Origin of the sequence: Ruminococcus sp. 210702-SL.1.03, from assembly GCF_020559915.1 — a bacterium.
Classification (GTDB): domain Bacteria; phylum Bacillota; class Clostridia; order Oscillospirales; family Ruminococcaceae; genus YE71.
The window spans coordinates 1-207 of record NZ_JAJCLZ010000202.1 but is presented as its reverse complement, the minus strand read 5'-3'; the positions used below and the strand labels follow the sequence as shown (position 1 = coordinate 207).

Here is a 207-nt window from a genome sequence, read left to right as displayed (position 1 = left end):
AAATCGATGCCTCCCGAGCCGCTACTGGCATATTGGAGGTGTTTGCAATCAGCACCGTCCGCTGCATGATGGATTGGCCAGTTGATGGGTCAATCAGTTCTGGAAATTCATTGAGTACATCGGTCATCTCATTGCCACGCTCACCGCAGCCGACATAGATAACGATGTCAACATTGGCAAACTTCGCCACCTGGTGCTGAACCACAG

Annotated in this window: 1 pseudogene; it reads right to left on the bottom strand. The window is 51.2% G+C overall.

What is annotated here, in order from left to right:
- Nucleotides 1-207, bottom strand: a pseudogene (locus LI114_RS14105) (V-type ATP synthase subunit A); the annotation flags it as partial.